Below are 25,905 nucleotides of genomic sequence, written 5' to 3'. Positions count from 1 at the left end.
GGTGGAAAGCTACGGGCTACCCCTTGTGAAACATCACGTGTCGTGTGAACCTAAAGAAGGACTTTTTACCGAGCCGATCAACGCTTCCCGCACACCCGCTCAGCGGTCGTCGAGCACAGCCTCAGGCTGTCACCGCGTTGATCGTCATGCCTACCAAGGAGTGCACCACAGATGGATTGGCGTAATCAGGCTGCCTGTCTGAACGAGGACCCCGAACTCTTCTTCCCGATCGGGAACACCGGGCCCGCTCTCGTTCAGATCGAGGAGGCCAAGGGCGTCTGCCGGCGCTGCGACGTTATCGACACCTGCTTGAAGTGGGCGATGGAATCCGGCCAGGACGCTGGAGTCTGGGGCGGGATGTCCGAGGACGAGCGCCGGGCGCTGAAGCGTCGCACCGCTCGTGCACGGCGCGCGGGTTGAGCCGACTCCACACCTGACAGGACGAGCCGGCCGGATCTCGACAGGGATCCGGCCGGCTTTTTCTTACGTCTCTGCCAACCGGCTTTTCCAACCATGGTTGTTTTTCTTCGCCGGAACGGGGGCTTCTCGATCAGCCGGCATCGCGGACGTCGGCCAACGTGGCCCTCAACGTCACCGAGGTGCCCCCGCCATCGAGAGGTTCCCACTCGATCGAGCCGTCGAGCTCGGTGGCCACCAACGTCCGCACGATCTGCGTTCCCAGCCCGTCGGCTGCCTGCTCGGCGTCCATGCCCACGCCGTCGTCGCTGACCCGCACCCGCAACTGGTTGCCCTCACGCCTGGCGTCGATCCGAACCGTCCCGTTCTGGCCCGCCAGTCCGTGCTCGACGGCGTTGGTGACCAGTTCGGTCAGCACCACCGCCAGCGCGCTGGCGTCGGTGGCCGGCACCCGGCCGAACTCCCCGGTGCGTTCGGTGACCACCCGGGCCTCACCGGAGGCCACATCGGCGGCCATCCGCAACGTGCGTCCGAACACCGCGTCGAAGTCGACCGCCTCATCGATGGTCTGCGACAGCGCCTCATGCACCGTCGCGATCGTCGCGACGCGGCGCATGGCCTCCTCCAGCGCGGTGCGTGCCTCGCTCGAACCGGTGCGGCGTGCCTGGAGTCGCAGCAGAGCCGCCACTGTTTGGAGATTGTTCTTCACCCGGTGGTGAATCTCGCGGATGGTGGCGTCCTTGGTCAGCAGTTCGCGTTCCTGGCGCCGCAATTCCGAGACGTCCCGGATCAGCAGGACCGCCCCGGTCCGTTCCCCGTGTTCGGTGATCGGCAACGCGCGAAGGGACAGCGATACCCCGCGCGCCTCGACCTCGGTGCGCCAGGCGGCCCGGCCCATCACCACCAGCGGCAGCGACTCATCCACCGGGGAGGACTCCTCGATCAGCGGGGTGATGACCTCCGCCATCGACACGCCCACGATCTCATCGGTCACGCCGAGCCGGTGCAGCGCGCTGACCGCGTTCGGGCTCGCGTACAGCGTCTCGCCCTCGGCGTTCAGGCGGACCAGGCCATCACCCACCCGTGGAGCGCCCCGGCGCGGACCGGTAGCGGCGTGGGCGAGCGGGAACTCGCCACGGGCGATCATGGCGCACAACTCATCGGCGGACTCGACGTAGTTCAACTCCAGCCGCGACGGGGTGCGGTTGCCACCCAGGTAGGTCTGCCGGGCGACGACGGCCAGAGTGCGCCCACCGCGCACCACCGGGATCGCCTCCTCCCGGATCGCGAACGAACCCTCCCAGCGCGCTTCGCGCAACCGGGACTGCGTCTTGGACTGCGCGGCGGCCAGGAGCATGGTGCGCAGGCCGGGCGGGGCCGACTGGCCCACCACGTCGTCGTGATGGACCGTAGCCCCGGTGGACGGGCGGGCGTGGGCGATCGCGACCACGTCGTCGTCCTTGGTGGGAAGCCAGAGCACCAGATCGGCGAAACCCAGATCGGAGATCACCTGCCAGTCGGCGACCAACAGGTGCAGCCACTCGACGTCCTGCGCTCCGAGGTCGCTCATGCGGGCGATCAATGCACTCATCGTGGACACCGGACCACCCTACTTCCAGCATCGGCACCGACCGTGCACACCTGGTGACCGGACGGGCCGCGGGTATCGTGGTCCCATGCGCTTCGAGGTCACGCACGACTACCCCGCCGATCCGGCCCGTGTGGCCCGGATGCTCGGTGACGAGGACTACCTGCGTGACAGCGCCCGCGCCTCCGGTGCGGTGTCCGCGCGGCACGAGGTGGCCCACAGTGAGGACGGCGCCTTCATCGTCTCGGCTACGCGCCGGATGCCCACCGACACCATCCCCCACTCCATGCGCTCACTGGTCGGCTCAACGATCGAACTGAAGATGGTGCAGGCCTGGGGCCCGGCAGATGCCGAGGCCGGGCGCACCGCCACCGTGAGCATAGACATCACCGGTGCACCGGCGCGGTGCACGGCCCGCACGAGGCTGTCCGGGGACGCCGAGACGACCCGGGTCCGGTACGAGGGCGAGGTCAGCGCACCGATCCCCCTGGTGGGTCCGGCGGTGGAGAAGGCGGTGGTGCAGGCCGTACAGCGCGTGCTGGAGGCCGAGTACGCGGTGGGACTGGAGCGCCTTGGCAGGTCGTGACCTGTGAGCCCACATCCGGCACGGGACGGTCTGGCGCACCTGCACCGCCAGAACCTGGCACGCCGGTTTCCGCCCTGGCCGGGCCCGCACCGGTTCGATCCCGAGAGTGCCCGCGGGTTCCGACGGGCCGCGGTGCTGGTACTGCTGGCACCGGCGCAGGAGTCCGAGGAGGTACCGGGGGCTGAGGTGTCGGCTCCCGCGGCCGATCTGTTCCTGGTCCAGCGCTCCACCGCACTGCGGGACCACCCCGGGCAGATCTCCCTGCCGGGTGGGCGGATCGAGCCCGGGGAGGATGTCGTCACCGCCGCCCTGCGGGAGACCCACGAGGAGATCGGCCTGCATCCGGACCGGGCAGAGGTGATCGGTGAATTGCCGCCGGCGCTGGTACCGGTCAGTTCGTTCGTGGTGCATCCGGTGCTGGCCTGGACCGAGGCCTCCGGGTTCGAGCGGGCCCAACCCGGTGAGGTCCTGCATGCGCTGCGCGTCCCGGTAGCCGGTCTGCTGGACCCGCAGCGGCGCCGTTCGGTCCAGGTAGCCGGGTTGACCAGGTTCACCTCGGTGGGGTTCCGGCTCCCGGTGGGATGGGTGTGGGGGTTCACCGGGAATCTGCTCGACCACCTCTTCACCCAGTTGGGCTGGACCCGGCCGTGGGATCCGGGCAACCGGTACCTGATGCCGGTAGCGGAGGCGCGTGGGCGCGGCGCCGAGTCGATCCCACGGGACGGCAGTGACGACCTCTCCGGCGCTCGGGAACAGGCTTGAACATCGGGGACGGGCAGGGCCGGCGCCCGGGACGCGAACCGGCGGCCCCGGCGACCGGGCCCTCCCGGCCTCAGAGCCGGGCACATCTTGGCCTCCCAGCCCTCCAGGCTCCAGGCTCGTGCGGGGCACGGCCAGCCCGGCCCGGGACAGCACGTCGAGGAGCACAGAGCGACGATGGGTCGGCGCCGTGGCGACGGGATCGTCACCACCCCAGTCTGGCGCAACGGCACGGTGAGTACGCTTGCCGCCATGACGCTGAAGCAGGAGCGTGCCGCGTGTGAGCGCACGTTCCGTCGTTACGGGCTGCCGTTGCTGGTGCACGATCACTCGGCTCGCCGTGACGTGTTCGGCCGCTCCGCCCCGGTGCTGGTCGCGGTGCTGCTGTTCGAGATGTCGGTCGCAGCACGGCTCGATTGGCCCTGGTGGCTCAACACCACCGCGATCCTGCTGGTGCTGCTCGGCCTCTTCCTGGGCTATGCCGGGCTGAACGTGGCCCGGGGGCGCCCCTGGTCGACGCTGCCGCAGAGCGTGGGTAAGGCCGAATTGGCGTTCTTCGTGCTGGCTCCGGCGCTGCTGGTGTTCCTCTCCGGTGGGCAATGGCGAGCGGGATTGATGATCGCCGGGTCCAATCTGCTCCTGCTCGGCCTGATCAGACTGGTGGTGCGGTACGGGCTGGCCGCAACCCTGTGGTGGGGCGCCAGCCGGGTGGGCACCGAACTCGGAGCCTCGCTGCTACGCCTGGTGCGCTTCCTGCCGTTGCTGCTGATCTTCTCGATGGCCCTGTTCTACTCCTCGGAGGTCTGGCAGCTCTTCCACCACAGCCCCGGGGCCTCGGATGTGGCGCTCGTGGTCTTCTTCGCCGTGCTGATCCTGCTCATCCTTCGGATCCGGCTGCGCGCCGAGACCGCACAGATCCTGCGCCTGGCGAAGCGGAACACCCCGCAGGCCGATCGGTTGCCCAGACTGTCCCGGGCCCAGTTGGTGAACGTGGCGGTGATGGTCGCCTCGAACCAGTTGCTCCAGGTGGTGGTGATCAGCCTGGGCGTCGGGCTGTTCTTCTTCGCCCTCGGTGTGCTGACCGTCACCCCGACGCTGCAGGAGTTGTGGCGGATCGAGGACGGCGGCTGGCAGTACCAGATCGTCTTCGGCGACGAGCGGCTCGTGATCACCCAGACGCACCTGCGGGTCTCGGTGGCGATGGCGATGTTCACCGGACTGTACTACGCGGTCTCGGTACTGACCGATTCGATCTACCGGGAGGACTTCATCTCCGACATCGCCACCAAGATGACGGATGTGAACACCCACCGGGTGCGATACCTGCAGATCCTGGCCGAGTTGGGCGAGCCGGTTCCAGGTGGGCCAAGTCCCACGGATCGTGTCACCATCGGCACATGAACACTTCGCAGAGCGCGCTATGGGCCGAGCGCACCGGCACCAACACCTACACCGGGCGCAGTTCCACCGGAGCCGAGGTGAAGATCGGTCCGCGGGGAGCCGACGGCACCTTCACCCCCTCGGACCTGTTCGCGATGGGGTTGGCCGCGTGCAACCTGATGAGCGCCGACCGGGCCCTGGCCCGCGCCCTCGGTGACGATTTCGACGCCTACGTCGGCGTGCAGACCACGGCCGTGGCGGGCCAGAACCGGTACAGCCGCGGTGATGTGGAGATCGTGGTGAACATGGAGGCCCTGGATGAGGACGAGCGCGCCACATTGATCGACCTGGTGCACAAGGCCGTCGACCGCGGCTGCACGGTGGGGCGCACCCTGGACAAGGGGATGTCCCAGACGCTCCGGGTCACCTCCGAGGGGTGAGATCGATGCCGAGCCGGCTGGATGATCTCCTCAACACCGCGGTCACGATCCCCTCGGCGCGGGTGCACTCCTACGTCGATGACATCCGCATGAAGAACCCCCAGGCGTCTCCGGAGCAGATCCTGGCCCTCCTGCACAGGCGATACCTGCTGGCGGTCGGCGGGTCCGGCGGCGCGGTCGGTGCGGTGGCTGCGGTGCCCGCGCTAGGTACCGGTGCGGCCCTGTTGATCACCTCCGGGCAGGTGGCGGCGTTCCTGGGCGCCTCGGGCGTGCTCGCGCTGGGGGTGGCGGATGTGCACGGGATCGACGTCGAGGACGTCCCGCGCCGCAAAGCCGTGCTGCTGACCGCCCTGCTCGGCCCGAAGGGTCCGGAACTGCTCCAGGAGCAGATCGGAGTCACCAGTGTGACCTGGGGCAGGGCACTGATGACGCGGGTTCCGCTGGGCACCGTCAAGGCCGTGAACCGCACGCTCCGCAAACGGGTGATCGCCACCAGCACGGCCAAGGCCGGTTCGATCATGCTCGGCCGGTTGCTGCCCTTCGGTGTCGGCGCGGTGGTGGGGTACACCGGCGGGCGGGTGATGGGCAAGTCGATGATCCGTGGCATCGACTCAGCGTTCGGACCGCCACCCATGGAGTTCACCCGCGAGATCGGCGCTACCCCCAAACTGATCACCCAACCAGCGCCGCGCGCGCTCGGCACCGCCAGGGCGCCTGGGCCGGGAGCGGACGAGCCCGGCCTACGATGAGTCCCATGGCGGACAGACAGTACGAGGACCTGCTGGATCTGGTGTTGCGAGCCGGTACGGTCAAGTCCGACCGCACCGGCACCGGGACGTTGTCCCGGTTCGGGCACCAGTTGCGCTACGACCTCGCGCAGGCCTTCCCGCTGATCACCACCAAGCGAGTGCACCTGAAATCGATCGTGCACGAGTTGCTGTGGTTCCTGCGGGGGGACTCCAACATCGCCTACCTGCGCCGGAACGGGGTGCGGATCTGGGACGAGTGGGCCGACGACGACGGCGAGCTCGGCCCCGTCTACGGCGTCCAGTGGCGTTCGTGGCCCACGCCCGACGGCGGTCATATCGATCAGATCACCGGTGTTCTGGAACAACTCCGCTCCGACCCGGACTCGCGCCGGATCATCGTCTCGGCCTGGAACGTGGCCGACCTGGATGCCATGGCGCTGGCGCCGTGCCACGCGTTCTTCCAGTTCTACGTGGCCGACGGGAAGTTGTCGTGCCAGTTGTACCAGCGCAGCGCCGACCTGTTCCTGGGCGTGCCGTTCAACATCGCCTCCTACGCCCTGCTCACCCAGATGGTGGCCCAACAGGTGGGTCTGGAACTGGGCGAGTTCATCTGGACCGGCGGCGACTGCCACATCTATGCCAACCACACCGAGCAGGTGCGCGAACAGTTGACGCGCGAGCCGTTCGAGTTCCCGCAGTTGGAGCTGCGCAAGGCCGACGACCTCTTCTCCTACCGCTTCGAGGACGTCGAGGTGACCGGGTACCAGCACCACCCCGGCATCAAGGCGCCGATCGCGGTCTGAGTCGTCCCGCCGGGACGATGCTCTGGGAGGGACGTTGACATGCTGGGAATGATCTGGGCGCAGGCCCATGACCGGGTGATCGGGCGCGCCAACGATCTGCCGTGGCACCTGCCGGAGGATATGGCGCACTTCAAGGCAACCACGCACGGACACCCGGTGATCATGGGTCGGCGGCAGTGGGAATCGCTCCCCCTGCGGTTCCGGCCGCTGCCGGGCCGGCGCAATATCGTGTTGACCCGCCAGGAGGACTACGACGCACCCGGCGCCGAGGTGGTCCGGGACCTTCCCACGGCAGCGGCGCTGGTGCGCGAGAGCGAGGCGTGGATCTGTGGGGGCGGCCAGGTCTACGCCCAGGGGATGGACCTGGCTGATGTGCTGGTCGTCACCGAGATCGACCTGGAGGTCGACGGCGACGTCTTCGCCCCGCCGATCACTCCGCCCTGGCAGGTGGTCGAGACCGGGCCGTGGCGAGCAAGTGAGTCCGGCCCTCGGTTCCGGATTCTGCGATTCGAGCGGGCTGCGCCCGGGGCGTAGGGCGGGGCGCACCGGGGCGCGGCCGAGCCGTGCCGCTCGAGATCCTGGAAGGGTGAGGTGGCCCCGGCGAACGGTTAGAGTGCTCCGGGGAGGAAATCAATGGTGAACGAGCGCGAACGGCAACACCGTGTACCGCCGCTGGCGCCCACTGCCCTGGTGGCCCTGCTCCTGGGTCTGGCGATCCTGACCGCCCCTTCCATCGGAACCTGGGAGATGGATGCGCGCGAGTTCGAGGTCTCCGCACCGGAGCCGGACCAGGAAGGCCCCCCACCCCAGGAGCAGTCCTATGAAGAGTCCGAGGACGAGACGTTCGAGCCCCCCACCGACGCCGAGCCCATCGAGATCAGCCCGATCTGGGGGCAGTTGCTCCTGGGACTGGTGATCCTCGTGGCCGTGGCCGCGGCCGCGATCGCCATTTGGTTGTTCGTGCGTTATCGCAGGTCGCTCACGCCCGACGTGGGGCGCAGCGACCTGCAGGTGGACGCCGAGGTCGCGCCCGAGGACCAGATCCCCATCCTGACCGCGGCGGCCACCAGTGCGCGGGAGGAGGTGCGCCGGGCAGCCGACCCCACCGATGCGATCATCCGGGCCTGGTTGGCCCTGGAGGACGCCGCGGCCCAGTCCGGGATGAGCCGCCGCCCCGCGGACACCCCGACCGACCTGACCGTGGCGGTCCTGACCCGCACGGAGGCCGACCCGGAGGCCACCACCGGCCTGCTCAGCCTGTACCACCGCGCCCGGTTCGGCACCGAGCCGATGAGTCCGGCCGAGCAGAACGAGGCAGTCACCCACCTCGAGGCGCTGGCCCGCAGTTGGGACCGGGTGCGGCTATGAGCGTCGCGACGTCCGAACCGGTCCGGACCCCGACCCAGCAGTCCCGGCGGTGGATGATCATCACCGCATCGATCGCGGTGGCACTATCCGTCCTGCTGTACTGGATCGGCCTCAGCGGGCGGCACTCCGTCCTGCTCGGCGTGAGCCTGCTCCTGATCTCCGCCGCCATCCCGATCAGCGGGGTCCCCGCCGTCGTGCGCTTCCGTCGGTTGCCCTACCAGAGCCGCGACGGCGCCCGGCGGGAGGTCTCCACCCTGAGTTGGGCGATCTACGGCAACCGCACCACGCTGCGCGAACCCGCCGTGCGTCGCCTGCACTCAGCGGGAGTGCGCGCCTGCCGCCACGCCGGTGTGGATCTCGAGTCCGGACCGGGGCGCGAGCGGGCCCGCCAGGTGCTGGGTGAGGAGGTCGTGGCATTCCTCGACGACCCGCGCGCCACCCCCGTGGACGCCGGCCGGATGCGCCACTACCTGACCGCTTTCGAACGACTCGACCTCAGAAAGGGCCTGGCATGACCACACCCGTTCCCACCCCGCTCCCTGTGCCGGAGGTATCCCGGCTGGGCAATGACGTCCTGGATCAGGTGGCCGACGTCGTCGTCGGTATGACCCAGCCGCTGCGCACCGCGTTGGCGGCGATCCTGGCCGGTGGGCACGTGTTGTTCGAGGACGTACCCGGGCTGGGCAAGACGCTCGCGGCCCGTGCCCTGGCCGGCGCGCTCGGTCTGGACTTTCGGCGGTTGCAGTGCACCCCGGACCTACTCCCGGCCGATATCACCGGCTCCTACGTGTTCGATCCGGCGGCCACCGAGTTCACCTTCCGCCCCGGGCCGGTGTTCACCGGGCTGTTCCTGGCCGATGAGATCAACCGCACCGCGCCCAAGACCCAGTCGGCACTGCTGGAGGCGATGGCCGAGCGCCAGGTCAGTGTGGAGGGCACCTCGCACAAGCTCCCCGCGCCCTTCCACGTGCTGGCCACGGCCAACCCGGTGGAGTACGAGGGGACCTATCCCCTGCCCGAGGCCCAGTTGGACCGGTTCATGGTCCGACTGTCCGTCGGCTACCCCGATGCGACCCAGGAGGCCGATGTGCTGGCCCGCCGGATCGTCCGGCGCACCGAGTGGGCCGAGGTGGACCAGGTCGTCGACGACACGACGCTGCTGGCCATGCAGGCCGGGGTGGAGGCGGTGGATGTGGACGCCGACATCCTGGACTACTGCGTGCGGCTGGCCGGGGCGACCCGGGAACTGAGCACTGTGGAGGTCGGGGCCTCCCCGCGCGGCTCCCAGGCGCTGGTGCTGCTGGCCCGGGCCCGGGCGGTCCTGGACGGACGCGAGTTCGTCACCCCGGAGGACGTCAAGGACGTGGCCGTGCCGGCGCTGGCGCACCGGTTGGTGCTCACCCCCGCGGCGTGGGCTGCGGGGGCCTCGGCCGACCAGATCGTGGTGCGTCTGCTCGAGGAGGTCCCCACCCCGGCCACAGCGCGCGCCGCGGCCCCGGTCGGCGCTTCGTCGTGAATTCCGCGCACTCACCGGGTGCGGGGCCGACGACGGCGCAACCGACCTCTGCCGAGCCGGCCCGGGCCCGCTCTGATGGGCCGGGCGGCTCGAGCGGGGCGGCCGGCTCAGCCGGGCCGGGCGATGCGGCGACCGTCTGGGTGCCGGGCACCTCGGCGGTGCTGACCGGGGGTCTGGGGATGGTGCTGCTGGTGCTGGGCGTCGCGACGTCCCGGCCGGACCTTGCCGCGCTCGCCCTGCCGATGGTGCTCGGGACGGCGTGGGCGTGGTTCTCCCAACCCCGCCAGGACGTGCAGGCACAGTTGCGGCCGGGCCTGTCCCCGGGCGCCGGCACGGCTCCCGGGGCCGCGCCCGGCACCGCCGAACCGGGCACGGTCGGTGCCACCCTGACCCTGCGCTCCCCGCCGGGCACCTCGGTGGTCCGGATGCGGGTGGCCACCAATGGCTATCGCACCACCGAGGCGGTGGTCGCGGCGGAGCCGGACCGCTCCATCGGCATGTCCCTGGAAACCGCCCGCACCGGGGTCCTGGAGTGCTTCCGGGTGGACTACATCGCCACCAGCCACGATGAACTGCTCGCCTCGCACTGCCCCCCGGCCGGCCCGGTGCCGATGATGGTGCGCCCGCCGGCCCGTCCGCTGCGGCGCATGCCGCTGCCGTTCCGCCTTCAAGGGCTGGTGGGACCGCACACCTCACGCCGCGTGGGCGAGGGCATGGAACTGCACGACATCCACGAGTTCACCCCCGGGGACCGGCTGCGCCGGATCGACTGGCGCACCACCGTGCGTCGCTCGTTGGACCCGCGCACCCAGAAGCTGGGCGCGCTGTACGTGCGGCGCACGCTGGCCAGCGCCGATGCCACGGTGATGCTGGTGGTGGACTCCCGCGACGACGTCGGCCCGGACGTGGACACGTGGTCCGGCGGCACCCCGGCCAGGATGACGCACGCGACCTCGGTGGACCTGGCGCGGGAGGCCGCGACGTCGGTGGCCCAGTTCTACCTGAAGGGCGGGGACCGGGTGGGGCTGGACGACCTGGGTAGGCGACGACGCCCGGTGGCCCCTGCCGCGGGCGGGGCGCACCTCGAACGGATCACCCAGCGCCTGGCCCGGATCGCCCCTGAGGGCAGCCCGCAGCCACGCCAGCGTTCCCCGAGACTGCCCTCCGGCGCGCTGGCGGTGATCTTCTCCACCTTCCTGGACGACGAGGCCAGTGCCGTGGCCACCCTGTGGCGCTCCCAGGGGCACCGGGTGATCGCCGTGGACGTGCTCCCCGCGCTCAACACCGCACGGTTGGATCCCTACGCTGCCACCTCTTTCCAACTGATCCGGCTGGAGCGCGGGTTGCGGCTGGCCGACCTGCGCCGGCAGGGCATCGACGTGGTCCACTGGGTGGGCGACCCGGACGGGCACGGCACCGCCATGAACCCCGAGGAGGCCCTCATGGTCGCCTCGACGGTGCAGCGGGGTGGTCGCTGATGGGGCGGGTATCGAACTGGGCGCGCCGGGCCGAGGCGAGCCTGCCCGAGCAGCGACCGCCGGCGATGCGGCTGCATCTGGGGCCGGCTGTGGCGGCCTGGGCGCTGCGCCTCGGGGCACTGCTGCTGGCGGTGAGCGCGAGCGTGCTGGTCGCGAGCTCGGTCGTCACGATGGTGCTGATGATCCTGGTCTCGCTGACCGTGGCGTTCTGGCCGGGCTACGGGTTGCCGGTAGGGGTGGCCGCGTTCCTCGGCTGGGGGTTGATGGTCGGGGAGCCCACGGCGCTCGACTCGACCGTCGTGGTGTTCTGCGTGCACGGGTTCCTGGTGCTCTCGCGTGTGGTCGGCGGGGTGAGTTGGGACGCGGTGGTGGAACTGCGGGTGTTGGCGCGGGTGGGATGGCCGTTCCTGGTGCTACAGGTCATCGCGCAGACGTTCATGCACCTGGCCCTGGCGCTGCCGCGGGGCGGGGACTCGGTGGTCTGGATCGCCGTCGTGGTCGTGGCGGTGCTGGTGGGTCTCACCGCGGTCATGGTGCGCGCACTGCGCAGCCTGACATGAGCGCGCACACCAGCCCGGGGATCAACTGGGCGGGTAGCCACGTGTTCGGCGCCCGCGTCCTGCACCGCCCGACCAGCCTCGACCAGGCCCGGCGGATCATCGCCGCAGCGCCGAGGATCCGCGCCCTGGGCACGCGGCACTCCTTCAACGCCCTGCCCGACTCCCCCGGTGACCTGATCAGCCTGGCCGGGCTGGAGCCGCAGTTCGAGATCGACGAGCGAGCAGGGACTGTCACGGTGAGCGCAGCGGTCACCTACGGCGATCTCGCCGAGGCGCTGGACCGGGCCGGTTTCGCGCTGCACGCGATGGCCTCACTGCCACACATCTCGGTAGCCGGGGCGATCGCCACCGGGACTCATGGCTCCGGCGACGGGGTTGGGAGCCTGGCTGCCGCCGTCGTCGGGCTGGAATTCATCGACGCCCAGGGGCAGGTGCACCGGATCGCCCGGGGCGAGCCGGACTTCGACGGCGCGGTGGTGAGCCTGGGCGCGTTGGGGGTGACCACGCGCGTCACGATGCGGATCGAGCCGGCGTACCGGGTGCGCCAGTGGGTCTTCAACGACGTGCCCTGGGAGTTGGTGCTGGAGGACTTCGACGCCCTCACCGCGCTGGGGACCTCGGTCAGCCTGTTCCCCTCCTGGCTGGCCGACTCGGTCGATTCGGTCTGGGTGAAGCGCCGTGCCGATGGGCCCGACGGCGGCGCCTCCCCCGGCGTGCTGGGCGCCTATGCGGCGTCGGCCGACCAGCACCCGGTGCGCTCGGCCGACGCGCGCGTGTGCACCCCGCAGCAGGGGGTGGCCGGGCCGTGGCACGAGCGGCTGCCGCACTTCCGAATGGGGTTCACCCCCTCCTCCGGCGCGGAGATCCAGGTCGAGTACGTGCTCCCGCGCTACCTGGCGATCCCGGCGCTGGATGCCTTACGTGGGTCGAGCACTCTGCGCGAGCGGGTCGGGCCGCTGCTGCACATCGGTGAGGTGCGCACGATCGCCGCCGATGACTTGTGGCTCTCCCCCGCCTACCGGCGCCCGAGCATCAGCGTGCACTTCACGATGGACATGGATCCGGTGGCGGTGGCGGCGGTACTGCCGGTGATCGATGAGGTGCTGGCCCCCTTCGATGCCCGTCCGCACTGGGCCAAGTGGTTCCGCACCGATCCGCTGCGACTGGCCCGCCGCTACCCGATGCTGGGGCGTTTTCGCGACCTCGCGGCCCGGTACGATCCGGACGGGTGCTTCCGCAATGCGTTCCTGGACACCTGGGTCCTCGGGGGCACCGGCGCCGGGCGCTAGTCTCGACGGGGTCCCGTACCGGGGCCGCCCGCACGTGTCCGCAGGAGAGTTCGGATGAACGATCAGAACACCAGTCCCAACCCAGCCGTCCATGGTGACGGTCCTGGTGCGCCCGCCGACGCCGGCTCCGCGGGGACGATGACCCGCGCCCAGCGCTTGGACCGTCTCCCGTTCGGCCGGGCCCACGGGCGCCTGCTGGTCGGTTCGGGGATCGGCTGGGCGCTGGATGCGATGGACGTGGCGCTGATCTCGTTCATCATGGCCGCCCTGGGCATCGCCTGGAACCTGACCAGCACCGAACTCTCGGTGGTGGCCTCGATCGGGTTCGTCGGGATGGCGGTGGGCGCCAGCCTGGGCGGGTTGCTCGCGGACCGGATCGGGCGCCGGCAGGTGTTCGCGCTGACGCTGTTGATCTACGGGCTGGCCACCGGGGCGGCGGCGCTGTCCACCGGCCTGGTGATGCTCATCGTGCTGCGCTTCATCATCGGTCTGGGTCTGGGCGCCGAACTGCCGGTGGCCTCCACCTTGGTGAGTGAGTACGCACCGAAGCGGATCCGGGGCCGGATGATCGTGATCCTGGAGGCGTTCTGGGCGGTGGGGTGGCTGGCCGCCGCGGTGATCGGGTACTTCGTGGTCAACCCCGGCACCGGGTGGCGTTGGGCCTTCGTGATCGGGATGGCCCCGGCGGCCTACGCCCTCGTGGTGCGCTACGCGCTGCCGGAGTCGGTGCGTTTCCTGGAACAACGCGGCCGGGAGGAGGAGGCGGAGAGGTCGGTGCGCTACTTCGAGGCCTCCACTGCTACCCCGGCGGCCCCCTCCCCACCGGTGGGAGATCCCGCGCCGCCGCCGAACTGGCGGGAGTTGTGGTCACCGCGCCTGCGCCGGCGTACCATCGCGATCTGGTTGGCCTGGTTCGGGGTGAACTTCTCCTACTACGGAGCGTTCATCTGGCTGCCCACGCTGCTGGTACAGCAGGGGTATGACCTGGTCCAGTCCTTCGAGTACACCCTGATCATCACCCTGGCCCAGCTGCCCGGGTACGCGGTGGCGGCGATCCTGATCGAGAAGTGGGGACGGCGAGCCACGCTGGCCTCGTTCCTAGGTCTGTCGGCGGTCGCCGCGCTGCTCTTCGGCCAAGCGGATACGGTGGCGACAATCATCGCCGCCGGGATGGCGATGTCGGCGTTCAACCTGGGTGCCTGGGGTGCGCTGTATGCGGTGACGCCGGAGATCTACCCGACCCGGATGCGGGGCACCGGGTCCGGGAGCGCCGCGGCGTTCGGGCGGGTCGCAGCGATCCTTGCACCGCTGTCCACCCCGGTGTTCATCTCGATCGGTGGTGCCCCGCTGGCGTTCGGGGTGTTCGCCTTCTTCTTCGTGCTGGCCGGGGTAGCGGCACTGTTCCTGCCGGAGTGGACGGGCAAGGAGCTGCAGGAGCGCTGAGGCGCCGGACCGTCCCGGACCTGCGGCGAGGGTCATAGGCTTTCCTCATGGCACAAGCGCAGACGGGATCGGAAGGCGACACCTACGGCCGTCAGGGTTTCGGCTCGATGAGGTTGAGCGAGGACGACGCGGGCACGGCTGACCGGGATCCGGTGGCTGTTCTCAACGCCGCGCTCGACCTCGGTATCACGATAATCGACACCGCCACCGGCCACGACGCCACAATCGGCCAGGTCGCGCTGGCCTGGGTGCACCACCGACAGCAGGAACACGGTGTCCGAGTCGTTCCCTTGCCCGGGACCGCGAGCGTGCGCCACCTGCACGCGAACGTCGCCGCAGCCGACCTCCGGCTCTCCGCCACCGACCTGCGCCGGCTCGAGACCATCACCGCAGCCGCGAAGGCATGACCGGCGTCGACGGCCGCCCGGACCAGGCCACAACCTTGCCTGGGTTGAGCCCGGACCAGCGGCTCCTGGTGCAACAGTGGCTGCCCGGCGCGCATGTCGTGGCGGACCTGAGTTGGGGGCTGATCGATTCCACGGTGCTGCGGGTCCGCACCCCGGGCATCGCCGAGGACGTCATCGTCAAGGCTTGCGGTCCGGGCAACCACCATTTCTCCCGGGAGTTGGATGCCTACCGGCACTGGGTGGGGCCACTGCGCCACCTGGGAGCGGCGCCGGTGCTGCATCACGTGGACGCCGCCGCACGCGTCCTCGTGGCCGAGTTCCTGCCCGGGGAACTCGTGCAAGGCCACGACTCCGAGCAGCAACCGCAAACCTACCGGCAGGCCGGCGCACTCCTGGCGGCGTTCCATGGTCAGGATCGGCGCATGGACTCCGAACTGGGGATCCAGTTCAACACTGCCCGCAAGCAGCGGGCGCTGCGGTGGCTGGCCGGGGAGACCCGCATCCCGTCGGCCACGGTGAGACGATTGCGTGCCCTGCTCGCCGACCACCCCACCGAAGCGGTGCGGCTCGTACCCACCCACGGTGACTACCATCCCCGCAATTGGTTGGTGCACGCCGGGCATCTCGCGGTCATCGACTTCGGACGCGCCGGATGGCGGCCGGCGCAGACCGACCTGGCCCGGCTCGCTGCGCAGCAGTTCCGCACCCGTGGGGACCTGGAGCGCGCTTTCATCGAGGGGTACGGGTCGGACCCACGTGGTCCGGACTGGCGCTTCATCCTGCTCACCGAGGCGATCGCTACGGCCGCGTGGGCCTATTCGGTGGGCGACGAGGCGTTCGAGGCGCAAGGGCACCGGATGATCGAGGAGGCGCTGGCACTGTTTCCAATGCGCTGATCCCGCGCCCGCGCGGGTGCCCTCCGGGGCAGGAGGGCACCCGGGCCAACGATCCCGCGCCAGCAGGGCGTCGGCGAGCGGGTCTCGGGTGTACCAGCGGTCCCAGGATCCACGTCCCGCTCGCGACGTCGTGGACAACCGACCGCATCACCTGCTCGTGCGGGCTGGCGCTCGTCACGGCCGGCGGGGATGCTAGATCAATGACTGAGCACGCGAGAGCTATGCTGACCGACCACTTCGGCAGGATAGACGAGCTGGTCGAGGACCTCACCGATGGGCTGAGCCCGGAGACATCCCTATGGCGTCCTGCCGCGGACGCCAACACGATCGCCTGGCTGCTCTGGCACCAGAGCCGGGTCCAGGACGATCACGTCAGCGACCTCGCCGGCGCCGAGCAGGTGTGGCCGCAGTGGCATGAGCGCCTGGACCTGCCCTTGGACGTCAACGACACCGGCTTCGGCCACTCCCCGGACGACGTGGCAGCCGTCCGCATCTCCGCTACGGATCTGCGTGACTACCACGCCCAGGTGCACGCCCGTACGTTGGAGTACGTCGGGAGGCTGGACGGCGACGAACTCGGGCGCGTGGTCAACTCCGACTGGGACCCACCGGTGACCGTCGCGATCCGCCTGGTCAGTGTGATCGGGGACTGCCTGCAGCACCTCGGCCAAGCGGCCTATATCCGCGGGATCGCCCCCGCGGGATGACGCCGTGTCTCCACCTGCGGGCTAGGGCGAAGGCCTACGTCGGTCTCGGAAGGCGTTGCGCCGGCCCGCGCGCCGAAGGTGGTCGAGATATTGTGCAGCCGGGAGCCCGGCCACGCCCCCGCTACCCAGCATGTCTTGGGCGAGGAGGGCGCCGACGGTGACGCCGGCCGCCAAGCCCGCCCACCGAACACTTAGGAGATGAGGACGACTCTCAGGCATCGCCTGTAGAGACGGTCCCGGACCTCGCCGTTGAGGGGGCCGTGGTGGCGGACGTTGAGGTCGTCATGGGCTCTCTGGATAGTGGCGCATGGGTGGCTGGGGAGTTCGGGCGATGGCCGCGTTCGGCGACGTCAGAACGTCAGGACCTCATCGGCATCCACGGTCCAGGAGGCGAGTTCTTCCATGCTGGAGCGGGGCGCCTTGTCGATGAGGTTGTCCTCGGTCAGGCCGCGAGCGTCGAGGCAGGTGCCGCAGCAGGCGATCTGCCCGCCGTGGCGGACGAAACCCTTCAGCATCCGGGGCCGTTGATGATCAACAGGATCTTCTTCAAGGTTCGACTCCTTGTCGAGTTGTCGTTGTCAGAGTTGTGCAGTCTCGGAAGCTCATCGTTCCTCGGCGTGCTTCCTGCGCAGCCATAGCAGATGCTCGTGGTCGCCGAGGAGCTCGATGCGGCGCCACATGACGCTGCCGGGCACGGCCTGGCTGGGATGGCATCCGACGGCCTCAAACTGCATGGCGCGGCCGACGGGCACGACCAGGTCGATGTCGGATGCGGCGTGGCCGTCGAAGGGCGCGCCATGGTCTTCGCGCAGCCTCGCGGCGACGGCGTCTGGGACGGTCCAGCCGAGCACTGGCAGGTCGAGGGTCTGCGCCGCTCGAAGGGCGGCGGCAGTCGCGTGCGCGTGGTCGGGATGGCCGGTGACCCCGGTGAGGTCGAAGCCGAGCAGGCCGTCCGCGTCGACTTCTTGGGCGGTCGTGACCACGTCCGCGGCGAGCTTGTCCAGATCTTCTTCGGGGAGCCGCCCGTCGGGGTAGCTCATGAGTACGACGTTGTGCAGGCCGAGAACTGCCGCAGCGGCGGCGAGCTCGTCGGTGCGCAGCTCAGTGAGGTCCCCGACGACGCCGTGCAGGGTGGAGGCCTCGCCGCGGGTGAGGCACAGGACCGAGACGTTGGCGCCCGCTTCGGCGAAAGCGGCGAGGAGGGCGCCGAGCGCGAACGACTCATCGTCGGGGTGGGCGACGACTGCCAGCACGGAGCGCCACGGCGGGAGCTGTGTCTGTGGCATCGGGTTCGTCCTCTCCAGAGTCGGCAGGCAGAGGGTCAGACGGCGCCGGTCTCGACGGGAAGTCCGGCCAGGCGCCACTCCAGGAGACCGTCGGTGGCCCGCCGCGCGTCGAGGCCCCGAGCGTTGAGCTGTCGGACGGCCTCGTAGGCCAGGACGCAGTACTGACCGCGACAGTAGGCGACGATCTCACGGTCCGTGGGGAGCTCGGCCAGCCGGTCGGTCAACTCCTCCAATGGGATGTGAATGGCGCCGGGGAGGTGGCCGCCGGCGTACTCGACCTCGGGGCGGACGTCGAGGATGACCGCGTCACCGCTGCGAATACGCCGCAGCAGCTCGTCGGTGTCCACAGCGTCGGAGTCCTCGGGGCCGAGGTAGGCACGCCGCGCGACCTCGGTGTGCGGGCGGTGGGCCTGGGCAACCCGGCGCAGATATTCCCACAGGCCGGCGACGTCGTCACCGGCCAGGGAGTAGAAGATCCGCTTGCCCTCACGACGGGAACCGACCAGGCCCGCTTCCCGGAGCGTCTGCAGGTGCGCCGAGCAGGTACTCATGCCCAGAGCAGCGGCTGCGGCGAGGTCTTCCACGCTGCGCGGCCCCTGCGCCAGCAGGTCGAGGATCTCGAGCCGTTTCGGGTTGCCGAGCACCTTGCCGACCGCGGCGAACTCGGCGAACAGCGCCCCCTTGCGGGACCGGTCACCCATGGCCCGCTCCTTCGGGGGGCGAGTCGGCGAGACGGTGGTGCGTCTCGTACATCCGGAAGGCGACGACGAGAGCCGAGGCGACGCTGACCGCTGCTGCCACCCATACTGCGGTGCGCAGGCTCCACAGGTCGGCGACGACGCCACCCATGAGAGCGCCCACCGCGTAGCCGAGGTCGCGCCAGACCCGGTAGATGCCGACGGCCCGCCCGCGCCAGGCCGGATGGGCCACGTCGCCGACCGTGGCGAGCAGGGTGGGGTAGACCATCGCGGTGCCGGCGCCGAGCAGCATGGTGCCGACCGCCCACCACGCGAACGTGTCCACCGACGCGATGACCGCGAGCGCGGCAGCCTGGGTGAACATTCCGGTCGTGATCAGGGGCTTGCGGCCCCACCGGTCGGACAGCGCACCGGTGAACAACTGGCCGATGCCCCAGACCGCCGGGTACAGCGCGAACAGCAGACCGATCCGGCCCACCGCGAGCCCCGAGTTCGCGAAGAGGAGCGGGAAGAGCCCCCACGACAGGCCGAAGTTGAGGTTGTTGACCAGGCCGGCCTGGCTGGCCGAGGACAGCGCCGGCTCGCGGAAACTGGTCTGGGTGAACACGTTCCGGTTGCTGAGCTCGCCGTGCAGGTGGTCGTGCCTGCCGTCGGCACGCGCTACGTGACCGGCGGCCTCGACCTTGGCGTGCCCCCGTGTCTCCTTCACCGCCAGGGTGGACAGCCCGAGTGCGAGGGCGGTGTAGGACAGCCCGAGCAGGAACGGTGCCGGCCGGAGGCCGTACTCGGCAGCGAGGTAGCCCGCCGCCATCGACGTGACCGCGACCGCACCGTAGCCGGCTGCCTCGTTCAGGCCCATGGCCAGGCCGCGCTGCTTCGGCCCGACCAGGTCGATCTTCATGATCACCGTCGTCGACCAGGTCAGCCCCTGGTTGATCCCCAGCAGCACGTTGGCCGCCACCACCCAGCCCCAGCTCGGTGCCCAGATCAGCATCAGCGGCACCGGGATCGCGAACAGCCACCCAGCGATCAGCACCGGTTTCCGGCCGTACCGGTCCGACCAGGTTCCGGCGAAGTAGTTCGCGGTCGCCTTGGTGATGCCGAAGGCCACCACGTAGGTGAACATGAAGGTGTAGCCGGTGAGCCCGAACTCGTCCTCGGCGAGTAGCGGCAGCACGGTCTGCTGCTGGCCGACCATGCCGCCGACCAGGGCATTGATCGCCACCAGGATCGTGAACTGTGCCGCGTTGGCACGCAACCCCAGGCTGATCGGACGCTGGCCGGTCTCCCCGGCGGCACCGGTCCGGCTCATACTTCCACCTCCAGGGATTCGCCGGTGGCGTCAGCCCAGTCCTGCGGCCCGCCGTCCAGAACCGAGATGTCGCGGCGTCCCGCCCGCGCGAGCAGGCTCGCCGCCCCCATGGCGCGCTCGGAGTGGCCGCACATGACCACCGTCGGTCCCGCAGGGAGCTCAGACGCCTTCGCCGACAACGCACCCAACTCGATGTGCCGCACCCCGGGGACATGTGCGGCGTCGAACTCGTTGTCCTGCCGAATGTCGAGCACCGCGGTGCTGCCCACATCACATGGAGAGATCACCGGGATCGACGTCGCCGGTTCACCGGCCGCACGCCAGGAGTCGACGCCGCCGTGGAGCTCCCCGGCGATCTGGTCGTAGCCGACCTTGCGCGCCTGCCACAGGATCTCGGCCGGGTCCTGGTCGGCGTTGCGGACAACGACAATCGGGGTGTCCGCATCAACGAGCCAGCCCAGCCACGTGGCGAACACCGGACGCAACGGAATCGACACCGACCCCGGCACATGACCGACTCCGAAGTCGCTCACCGGCCAGACATCGACCACCGCCGCGCCCGACGCCATCAGCCGCGCGACCTCGGTTGCGGTGAGCCCGGGGAGAGCGGCGCGCTCAGCAACGAGGGCGGGCGAGCAGCTCGAAAGCGATGTGCTCATGGGTGTGGCCGGGCGTCGCCAAAGCCCGCAGCCGCAGACCCCCAAATCCACCTCGTCGCCGTCGGCCAGCGCCGTGTGCCGGTACTCCCGGCCCGTCGGCCGAGGCCAACACCTGCGCCCCGTCCGAGGCAGCCAGTTGCACCGCACCGGTCAGGAAGTCGGCATGCAGATGGGTGTCGGCCGCATACGCGATCCCCAGCCCACGCCGTTCCGCAAGCCCACGGACCTGGCGCAGGTCCCGGCTGACATCGACCGCCAGCGCCCGCCCGTCATCCAGATCCAGCAGATACGACGAGTTGCCCAATCCCTCGTCCACCAGGGGAATCACCTTGACGTCACCCATGAGCCACTTCCAGAAGCAGAAGACCAGTCGAGCCGACAATACCTCATTCCATGGAAGTATGTAATAACTTCGGTTCCGCACCCGCATCCATCTCTCGCGGGCAGGCCGTGCCGTCCGGGAAAGGCTCCGGCCGGGCGTTCAGCAGTCCCGATGCCGAGAGGGCGCCCGATACCCGCGGCAACGGCACTTTCCCTTGCTGGGCCCGCTCACAGCCCGAGGTCCTTGCTCGAGGTGGTGGCGAGCGCCTCGAGTGCGCGGTGGTCCGGGTGCCGTCGAGCCCGGCCGCGATGGCGCGGGCGCTGAGCATTCGAGCGGGGACATGGCCCGCCAGGCGCAGCTCCACAGCAGGGTCTGCCGACCCACGACGGCCGAGTTCGACCAGCGCCCACATGCACTGGTGAAAGTAGCCAAGCGCTGGCCGGCAGCGCTGTGACCTTGGCAATGGCTACCGCCCGTTGCCCTCGTCGTCGCAGCAACGCGGGCCTAGCTGCGGCGGTCTGGCCGTCGGTGAAGAACGAGGCGAACGAACGCGCGAGATGTCGCGCTGTGGTGGCAGGTTCCGGTGAACCTCATCATCTGTCGGTGCTTCCCGGCATGATCGGACAGTGGTTTCGACATTCGGCTGGCTCGACACTGACAGCGAGCAGCGGCCCATGACCGCAGACGTGTGCCAAGAGCTACTTGATCTGGTGCGCGAGAATCTGCGCCCCGCGGCCGAAGCGACCCGGGCGCCGAGGAGGGCTGCTGCGAGTCGGGAAGAGCTCGCATCAGCCCTCGTGCACCGTCCTGAGCCGCGCAGAGCACAGCCGGGCCTGTCGGTGTGATCAGGCGCTGAGCGCCTTGCGCCGTACGGCGGCAACATCGCTTTCGAGCCGGTCGAGTGCGGCCTTGAGGTCGTCGGCAGGTGCGATCGCCTGGAGAACGAGCATCCGAACCACCGTGGACACCGGCAGCCCGCGCTGGTCCGCGTATGCGGCCAACTCGTCGAACTCCCCGTCGCGGAAGCGAACCTGGAGATTCTTGGACCGCGCCGTCCCGCGGGTGACCTTCACGTGCGCGGGAAGCGGCGCGTTGGGGTCGCTCGTCGCCTCGGCCGCCTCAGCGGCTTCGGCCTCGGCTGCGAGCAAGTCCTCAATCTTGGTGCTCATCGGCTTCTCCCTCGCTCTGGTCGGCGTAGTACCGCCGGTCTCTCTGGATCGCTGCCCATCCGTTTACGCCGTACTTGGTCCCGTCGTTCTCCAGCACGATCACGGTGATCACATCATCTGCGGTCACCGAGAAGCCGACGATCCTGACGCTATTGCCGCTCTCGCTGTTGAAGTCAGGGTCAATGACGACCCGGTTGGGGTCCTCGAGCGCTTCGTCCGCAATCGCTGGCGTGACGCCGTGCTTACGTTTCATGTAGGCGCCGCGCTGTGACCAGTCGACGCGCTCGAACACTCGTCCAGCGTAATGCATTGCATTACGATGCGGAAGAGATATCGGTTCCACGATGTCGTCGTTCATGGCTCCCGGCCTCCGACAGCACCGCCCGCAGGCGCCGACGGATGTTGTTGGTCGTCAGCGGCCTGCCGTTGCGGGTGAAGAACAGCAGGTGATCCGGCGCCTCGGGACCGACGACGACGTGTCTCTGCCGGATCACGTCAGCTGCGAAGCTCGGAACCGACACCACACGTGTCGATTTCTGCGTCTTCGGGTGAGCCTGTCGGTACGTCGGCTTGCCGGCACCCCGAGGTACTCCGCGAGGTCCTCGATGCTGAGCAGCGGGTCGAGCCCACTGAGTGGATGCGTTTGGGTCTTCCTGACCTGTCGGTGGGCCGGACGCTCCGAGCCGCTCCATGGCGGCCCGTGACACTCCAAGCCAACTGGGTAAGCGGGCCGCGGACCGCACCTGCTGAACAGGTAGATGATGACTTTGTGATGACCGAGTCAAGTGAGAAAACTTTCAGGCTCGGTTCCCCAGAGGGAACCGAGCCTGAATCTGGTGGCGGGGGCAGGATTTGAACCTGCGACCTCCGGGTTATGAGCCCGGCGAGCTACCGAACTGCTCCACCCCGCGTCGGTAACCCAAGAGTACGGCGCCACCTGCCCGGGAAGCAAATCGCAGCCGTGACTGTCACCGTGACGTCAGCCACGTCGGCGATTCCCTCCCGGGCCAGGGGTCAGCCGTTGAGTTCCTCGTCCGCCTCCAGGGCCCGCTCCAGCGCGTCGGCCAACCGCTCCTGGGCCTCGCCGTAGGCTGCCCAGTCGCTGTCCACGAGTGCCTCGTTGGAGTCTTCCATCGCCTCCCGGGCGTCAGCCAGGGCCCGGTTCAGGCGCGTCTGGGCATCGCCGTCACCGGGGTCGGTCGCCGGCGGGTCGGCGGTCTCGGTGTCGGTGTCGGTGTCGGTGGGTTCATCGTCCGGGTCCGTTGCGTCCGGGTCGACCGGCTCACCGTCGGTGTCGATGTCCTCGGCGTCCAGGTCGACCTCGTCATCGGGCACCGGCACCACGTCGGCGTCACCGGCTGCCGCACCGGCGTCGCCCTCGAAGACCTGGTCCAGCGCCTCATCGAGAGTGTGCGCGAACCCGACCGAATCGCCGAAGGCCACCAGCACCCGCCGCAGCAGCGGGAACTGGGTGCCGCTCTCGGACTGCACGTAGACCGGCTGCACATACAGCAGCCCGCCACCGACCGGCAGCGTGAGCAGGTTGCCGGACAGCACCTGGGAGCCACCGGAACTGAGGATGTTCAGTTCCGTGGCCGCGGTGGTGTCGGTGTTGAAGTCATTCTGCACCTGCCCGGGTCCGGGGACGGTCAGGTCACGAGGCAACTCCAGCAGACGGATCGTGCCGTAGTCCTCATGGACTTCACCGTCCTGGTCCCCCGTCTCGGAGTTCACCGCCATGAAACCGGTCAGCACGTTGCGCTGATCATCGTTCAGGATGAACGAGGTGGTCAGGGAGAAGGTCGCCTCCTCCTGCTCGGGCATCCTCAGGCTCAGGTAGAACGGTGGCTGGTTGAACTGCGGCTCAGCCGGGTCCGGTGGGGTGCGCCAGAAGTCACCACCGGAGAAGAAGTTCCGGGCATCGGTCACGTGATACCGGTTCAGCAGTTCACGCTGCACCTTGAACAAGTCCTCGGGGTAGCGCAGGTGACTCATCAGGTCCCCGCTGATGTCCGACATGGGTTGGATCATGTCCGGGAAGATCTCCATCCAGGTCTGCAGGATGGGGTCCTCCATGTCCCATGCGTACAACGTGACCGACCCGTCGTAGGCGCTGACCACCGCTTTGACCGAGTTCCGGATGTAATTGACCAGTTCGGGCAGCTGGGCCTGGATCGCTTGGCCGTCCGGACCGGTCAACGCGTCGATGGTGGCATCCTCGAGTTGCTGCCGTTCGGAGTAGGGGTAGTCGTCCGAGGTGGTGTAGGCGTCGACGACCCAGACCACCTCCTTCATGCCGTCCCCGTCGGTGTCGGCGACAGCCGGGTAGGTCCGGCCGTCCAGCGTGAGGAACGGTGCCACCCGGGCCACCCGTTCGCGGGGGTCGCGGTGGTAGAGGATCTGGGACTCGGAGTTCACCCGGTCGGAGAAGATGATCTGTTCGCTGCCGAACCGGGCGGCGTAGAGCAACTGGCGCCACAGGTTCCCGATACCCGGGCCGCCGTCACCTTCGTAGGTGTTGTTGACCTGACCGCCCTCGGCGTCGTCGTCGGGGTAGTCCAGCTCCCACGGGTCCGCGCCCTCGGGCGCGCCGACGATGGAGTAGTCCGGGGAGTTCTCCGAGAAGTAGATCCGCGGTTCGTAGTCGCCCAACGCACCAATGCTGGGGATACCGCCCTCGAAGAACTGCGGCCGCCCGTCGTTGGTGGTGGTGTTGCCGTAGGCGGCCACCACCCCGAACCCGTGGGTGAAGACGGTGTGGTCGTTGGTCCAGTTCCGCTGCGCCACCGCATCCAGGTTGATGTCGCGGACGGCGATCACGGTGTCGTTGAGTTCACCGTCGATTTGGTACCGGTCCACATTCAGGGTCTCCGGGAAGGTGTAGTAGTGCCGGTTCTGCTGGTCCTGCCGGAATGTGGGCGAGACGATATTGGGGTCCAGCAACCGGATCTGGGCGGTCGACTCCTCATCGTCGGCCAGAGCACCGGCCACCCCCTCCAGTTCGGCCTCGTACACCTCGGTCTCAACGTCCTCCAGACCGTACGCGGCCAGGGTGGCGTCGATATTGCGCTGGATGAACTCGGCCTCGTTGTCCTGCTCGTTCGGGCTCACCACCACGGCCTGGGTGATCGCCGGGATCGCTATCCCGGCCACCAGTCCGGTCACCACGGCCAGGCCGAGCCCGACCACCGGCAGCCGCCACCGGCCCCGGGCACCGAAGGCGAAGATGAGCACCGCCACGAAGACGCAGGCGAAGGCCAGGATCCACCGGGCCGGAAGCACAGCGTTGACCTCGGTGTAGGTGGCGCCGTCGAACCGTTCCCCGGGCGAGTTCAGCAGCGTGTACCGGTCCAGCCAGTAGTTCACGCCGACGAGCAGCACCACCAGACCACCCAGGATGCTCAACTGGATCCGTGCGGGCTTCTCCGCCCGCCGCTGCCCGGTCACCTGGATGCCGCCGTAGAGGTAATGCACGAAGGCGGCTGCGGCCAGTCCGAAGATCGTGGTCCACAGCAGGAAGGAGATCACGAACCGCAGGAACGGCAAGGTGAAGACGTAGAAGCCGACGTCCAGCCCGAACTGCGGGTCCACCTGGCCGAACGGCTGTCCGTTGAACGCTTCCAGCATGGGTTGCCACTGGGTGGCCGCTGCCGAACCTGCGAAGAAGCCCACCACGATCGGGGCCGCGATGAAGGCCAGTCTGCGCAGCGGCTCGAACGCCTCCCGGTACCGGTCCAGGTCGCGCTGCTGGGGAGTGGTCGGGACATACATGGGCCGGTTCTTGTACGCCAGGCGCAGGTTGAACCAGACGACGCCGCCCATCAACAGCAGACCGACGACGAACAGCCCGCCCCGGGTGGACCACTGAGTGAGCAACACGTTGGAGTAGCCCAACTGGTCGAACCAGAGCCACTCGGTCCAGAACCGGGACATCACCAGGAAAGCGATGACCACACCGGCCAGCACACCGATCGTGGGTAGCAGCGGACCGCGGCGCCCGCGCGACGGTCGCGGTGAGGAGGCAGCGGGACGGGAGGAAGCGAAGGACACTAGAGCTCAACCTCGAGAACGTT

At 69.2% G+C, this 25,905-nt stretch carries 28 protein-coding genes and 1 tRNA gene; 18 read left to right on the top strand and 11 right to left on the bottom strand.

From position 1 onward, the window contains the following. Positions 1–171 precede the first annotated feature (171 nt). A complete protein-coding gene (locus ACO0LU_RS03435) occupies positions 172–420 on the top strand; it encodes a WhiB family transcriptional regulator (RefSeq protein ID WP_424787560.1) in 249 nt (82 codons plus the stop codon). Positions 421–550: 130 nt separating this feature from the next. Here ACO0LU_RS03435 and ACO0LU_RS03430 read toward each other — a convergent pair whose 3' ends face one another. Next, complete coding sequence (locus ACO0LU_RS03430) at positions 551–2,008, bottom strand: sensor histidine kinase (RefSeq protein ID WP_424790015.1); 1,458 nt, start codon at positions 2,006–2,008, stop codon at positions 551–553. A gap of 85 nt (positions 2,009–2,093) precedes the next feature. On the opposite strand from ACO0LU_RS03430, the gene ACO0LU_RS03425 reads away from it, so the two are divergent. The 17 genes from ACO0LU_RS03425 (at position 2,094) to ACO0LU_RS03345 (ending at position 16,386) form a co-directional block, all read left to right on the top strand. Beyond that, positions 2,094–2,591 (top strand): DUF2505 domain-containing protein, encoded by a 498-nt coding sequence (locus tag ACO0LU_RS03425; protein ID WP_424790014.1) that lies wholly within the window; start codon positions 2,094–2,096, stop codon positions 2,589–2,591. 3 nt (positions 2,592–2,594) lie between these two features. Further along, positions 2,595–3,353, top strand: a complete 759-nt coding sequence (locus ACO0LU_RS03420) for an NUDIX hydrolase (protein ID WP_424790013.1) — start codon at positions 2,595–2,597, stop codon at positions 3,351–3,353. Positions 3,354–3,602: 249 nt separating this feature from the next. Next, entirely contained in the window at positions 3,603–4,751 is a 1,149-nt protein-coding gene (locus ACO0LU_RS03415; protein ID WP_424790012.1) for a hypothetical protein, read from the top strand. Continuing rightward, positions 4,748–5,170: an OsmC family protein gene (locus ACO0LU_RS03410; protein WP_424790011.1), complete on the top strand. Its 423-nt coding sequence runs from the start codon at positions 4,748–4,750 to the stop codon at positions 5,168–5,170. The genes ACO0LU_RS03415 and ACO0LU_RS03410 overlap by 4 nt, the downstream gene beginning before the upstream one ends. Before the next feature lie 5 nt (positions 5,171–5,175). After that, complete coding sequence (locus tag ACO0LU_RS03405) at positions 5,176–5,919, top strand: hypothetical protein (protein ID WP_424790010.1); 744 nt, start codon at positions 5,176–5,178, stop codon at positions 5,917–5,919. Between the two features lie 5 nt (positions 5,920–5,924). Beyond that, positions 5,925–6,722 (top strand): thymidylate synthase, encoded by a 798-nt coding sequence (locus ACO0LU_RS03400; RefSeq protein WP_424790009.1) that lies wholly within the window; start codon positions 5,925–5,927, stop codon positions 6,720–6,722. A gap of 39 nt (positions 6,723–6,761) precedes the next feature. Beyond that, positions 6,762–7,256, top strand: a complete 495-nt coding sequence (locus tag ACO0LU_RS03395; protein WP_424790008.1) for a dihydrofolate reductase — start codon at positions 6,762–6,764, stop codon at positions 7,254–7,256. 102 nt (positions 7,257–7,358) lie between these two features. Further along, the gene (locus ACO0LU_RS03390) at positions 7,359–8,090 is read left to right on the top strand and encodes a DUF4129 domain-containing protein (RefSeq protein ID WP_424790007.1); all 732 of its coding nucleotides are present in this window, start codon (positions 7,359–7,361) and stop codon (positions 8,088–8,090) included. Beyond that, the gene (locus tag ACO0LU_RS03385; RefSeq protein WP_424790006.1) at positions 8,087–8,605 is read left to right on the top strand and encodes a hypothetical protein; all 519 of its coding nucleotides are present in this window, start codon (positions 8,087–8,089) and stop codon (positions 8,603–8,605) included. The genes ACO0LU_RS03390 and ACO0LU_RS03385 overlap by 4 nt, the downstream gene beginning before the upstream one ends. Continuing rightward, entirely contained in the window at positions 8,602–9,606 is a 1,005-nt protein-coding gene (locus ACO0LU_RS03380; RefSeq protein ID WP_424790005.1) for an AAA family ATPase, read from the top strand. Before ACO0LU_RS03385 ends, ACO0LU_RS03380 begins: the two co-directional genes overlap by 4 nt. Next, positions 9,603–11,084, top strand: a complete 1,482-nt coding sequence (locus tag ACO0LU_RS03375; protein WP_424790004.1) for a DUF58 domain-containing protein — start codon at positions 9,603–9,605, stop codon at positions 11,082–11,084. Before ACO0LU_RS03380 ends, ACO0LU_RS03375 begins: the two co-directional genes overlap by 4 nt. After that, positions 11,084–11,644: a hypothetical protein gene (locus ACO0LU_RS03370; protein WP_424790003.1), complete on the top strand. Its 561-nt coding sequence runs from the start codon at positions 11,084–11,086 to the stop codon at positions 11,642–11,644. Before ACO0LU_RS03375 ends, ACO0LU_RS03370 begins: the two co-directional genes overlap by 1 nt. Beyond that, the gene (locus ACO0LU_RS03365; RefSeq protein WP_424790002.1) at positions 11,641–12,933 is read left to right on the top strand and encodes an FAD-binding protein; all 1,293 of its coding nucleotides are present in this window, start codon (positions 11,641–11,643) and stop codon (positions 12,931–12,933) included. Before ACO0LU_RS03370 ends, ACO0LU_RS03365 begins: the two co-directional genes overlap by 4 nt. A gap of 54 nt (positions 12,934–12,987) precedes the next feature. After that, a complete protein-coding gene (locus tag ACO0LU_RS03360) occupies positions 12,988–14,376 on the top strand; it encodes an MFS transporter (protein WP_424790001.1) in 1,389 nt (462 codons plus the stop codon). Between the two features lie 47 nt (positions 14,377–14,423). Then, on the top strand, positions 14,424–14,783 hold the full coding sequence (locus tag ACO0LU_RS03355) for an aldo/keto reductase (protein ID WP_424790000.1): 360 nt from the start codon (positions 14,424–14,426) through the stop codon (positions 14,781–14,783). Further along, positions 14,780–15,679, top strand: coding sequence for an aminoglycoside phosphotransferase family protein (locus ACO0LU_RS03350; RefSeq protein WP_424789999.1), 900 nt, complete (start codon positions 14,780–14,782; stop codon positions 15,677–15,679). Before ACO0LU_RS03355 ends, ACO0LU_RS03350 begins: the two co-directional genes overlap by 4 nt. 200 nt (positions 15,680–15,879) lie before the next feature. Next, complete coding sequence (locus ACO0LU_RS03345) at positions 15,880–16,386, top strand: mycothiol transferase (RefSeq protein ID WP_424789998.1); 507 nt, start codon at positions 15,880–15,882, stop codon at positions 16,384–16,386. Between the two features lie 350 nt (positions 16,387–16,736). On the opposite strand, the gene ACO0LU_RS03340 is transcribed toward ACO0LU_RS03345, so the two are convergent. The 10 genes from ACO0LU_RS03340 to ACO0LU_RS03295 all read right to left on the bottom strand — a co-directional run bounded on the left by ACO0LU_RS03340 (position 16,737) and on the right by ACO0LU_RS03295 (position 25,882). Continuing rightward, complete coding sequence (locus ACO0LU_RS03340) at positions 16,737–16,901, bottom strand: DsrE family protein (RefSeq protein WP_424789997.1); 165 nt, start codon at positions 16,899–16,901, stop codon at positions 16,737–16,739. 87 nt (positions 16,902–16,988) lie between these two features. Beyond that, a complete protein-coding gene (locus ACO0LU_RS03335) occupies positions 16,989–17,672 on the bottom strand; it encodes a PIG-L family deacetylase (protein WP_424789996.1) in 684 nt (227 codons plus the stop codon). A 35-nt stretch (positions 17,673–17,707) separates the two neighbouring features. Next, positions 17,708–18,373, bottom strand: coding sequence for an ArsR/SmtB family transcription factor (locus tag ACO0LU_RS03330; protein WP_424789995.1), 666 nt, complete (start codon positions 18,371–18,373; stop codon positions 17,708–17,710). Continuing rightward, on the bottom strand, positions 18,366–19,682 hold the full coding sequence (locus ACO0LU_RS03325; protein WP_424789994.1) for an MFS transporter: 1,317 nt from the start codon (positions 19,680–19,682) through the stop codon (positions 18,366–18,368). Before ACO0LU_RS03325 ends, ACO0LU_RS03330 begins: the two co-directional genes overlap by 8 nt. Then, positions 19,679–20,251 carry a rhodanese-like domain-containing protein gene (locus ACO0LU_RS03320; RefSeq protein ID WP_424789993.1) on the bottom strand — a complete coding sequence of 191 codons (573 nt, stop codon included), beginning with the start codon at positions 20,249–20,251 and terminating at the stop codon, positions 19,679–19,681. The genes ACO0LU_RS03325 and ACO0LU_RS03320 overlap by 4 nt, the downstream gene beginning before the upstream one ends. A gap of 46 nt (positions 20,252–20,297) precedes the next feature. Then, complete coding sequence (locus ACO0LU_RS03315; protein WP_424789992.1) at positions 20,298–20,723, bottom strand: hypothetical protein; 426 nt, start codon at positions 20,721–20,723, stop codon at positions 20,298–20,300. A 785-nt stretch (positions 20,724–21,508) separates the two neighbouring features. Next, positions 21,509–21,832 (bottom strand): hypothetical protein, encoded by a 324-nt coding sequence (locus tag ACO0LU_RS03310; RefSeq protein WP_424789991.1) that lies wholly within the window; start codon positions 21,830–21,832, stop codon positions 21,509–21,511. Continuing rightward, a complete protein-coding gene (locus ACO0LU_RS03305; protein ID WP_424789990.1) occupies positions 21,816–22,190 on the bottom strand; it encodes a hypothetical protein in 375 nt (124 codons plus the stop codon). The genes ACO0LU_RS03310 and ACO0LU_RS03305 overlap by 17 nt, the downstream gene beginning before the upstream one ends. Positions 22,191–22,666: 476 nt before the next feature. Further along, positions 22,667–22,743: transfer RNA gene (locus ACO0LU_RS03300), tRNA-Met, on the bottom strand. A 103-nt stretch (positions 22,744–22,846) separates the two neighbouring features. Then, positions 22,847–25,882: a UPF0182 family protein gene (locus ACO0LU_RS03295; protein WP_424789989.1), complete on the bottom strand. Its 3,036-nt coding sequence runs from the start codon at positions 25,880–25,882 to the stop codon at positions 22,847–22,849. Between the last annotated feature and the right edge of the window lie 23 nt (positions 25,883–25,905).

The sequence above is a fragment of the Pseudactinotalea sp. Z1748 genome (genome assembly GCF_049725185.1).
Classification (GTDB): Bacteria; Actinomycetota; Actinomycetes; order Actinomycetales; family Beutenbergiaceae; genus CALKWS01.
The sequence above is the reverse complement of the archived record's forward strand: the minus strand, read 5'-3'. Positions and strand labels throughout refer to the sequence as shown.